This window comes from Natranaerobius trueperi (assembly GCF_002216005.1).
GTDB lineage: Bacteria > Bacillota > Natranaerobiia > Natranaerobiales > Natranaerobiaceae > Natranaerobius_A > Natranaerobius_A trueperi.
On record NZ_NIQC01000084.1, the window covers coordinates 1 to 573 of the forward strand.

The 573-nt window shown below is 40.8% G+C and carries 1 protein-coding gene; it reads right to left on the bottom strand.

Annotated features, from left to right (window positions below; translation table 11 throughout):
• Positions 1-544: reverse transcriptase domain-containing protein (locus CDO51_RS13160; protein ID WP_240503596.1), on the bottom strand; the 544-nt coding region annotated here is incomplete at its 3' end.
• Positions 545-573 lie beyond the last annotated feature (29 nt).

Here is a 573-nt window from a genome sequence, read left to right on the forward strand (position 1 = left end):
TTTTCTTCCATTGCTTCCACAAGTACATTCGAATTCTACGCCTAATCCATTCGTTAAGGGCAGTGATTCTATTCTTCATATCTGCGATGGAGAAATAGCCTAACCAGCCTGTGGTGAATACTTTAAGAACTTTAAGTATCTTTTGAATCGATCTACCACGTTTACGACTTGTTATCTGACGTACCCTGTCCTTGAACCGTTTTACGGACTTCTGGTGCGGTCGGATTCCAACCTTCCCTCTAACTTTGTAGAGAGAGAAGCCAAGAAACTTAAGTTTTAGTGGGCTCTCAGTTTTGCTCTTTTCTCGGTTTACCTTAAGTTTTAATCTATCCTCAAGGTACTTTGTACAGCTGGTCATTACTCTTTCAGCGGCTCTCTTACTCTTGACATAAATGACACAGTCATCGGCGTACCTCACAAATTTATGTCCCCTATTCTCAAGTAGGCGATCAAAACTATTGAGGTAGATATTACTAAGTAGTGGAGACAGGTTTCCACCTTGTGGAGTACCTTTGGTAGAAGGGCTCAAAAGCCCATTTGACATAACTCCACTCTTTAGAAATTTTCGTATGA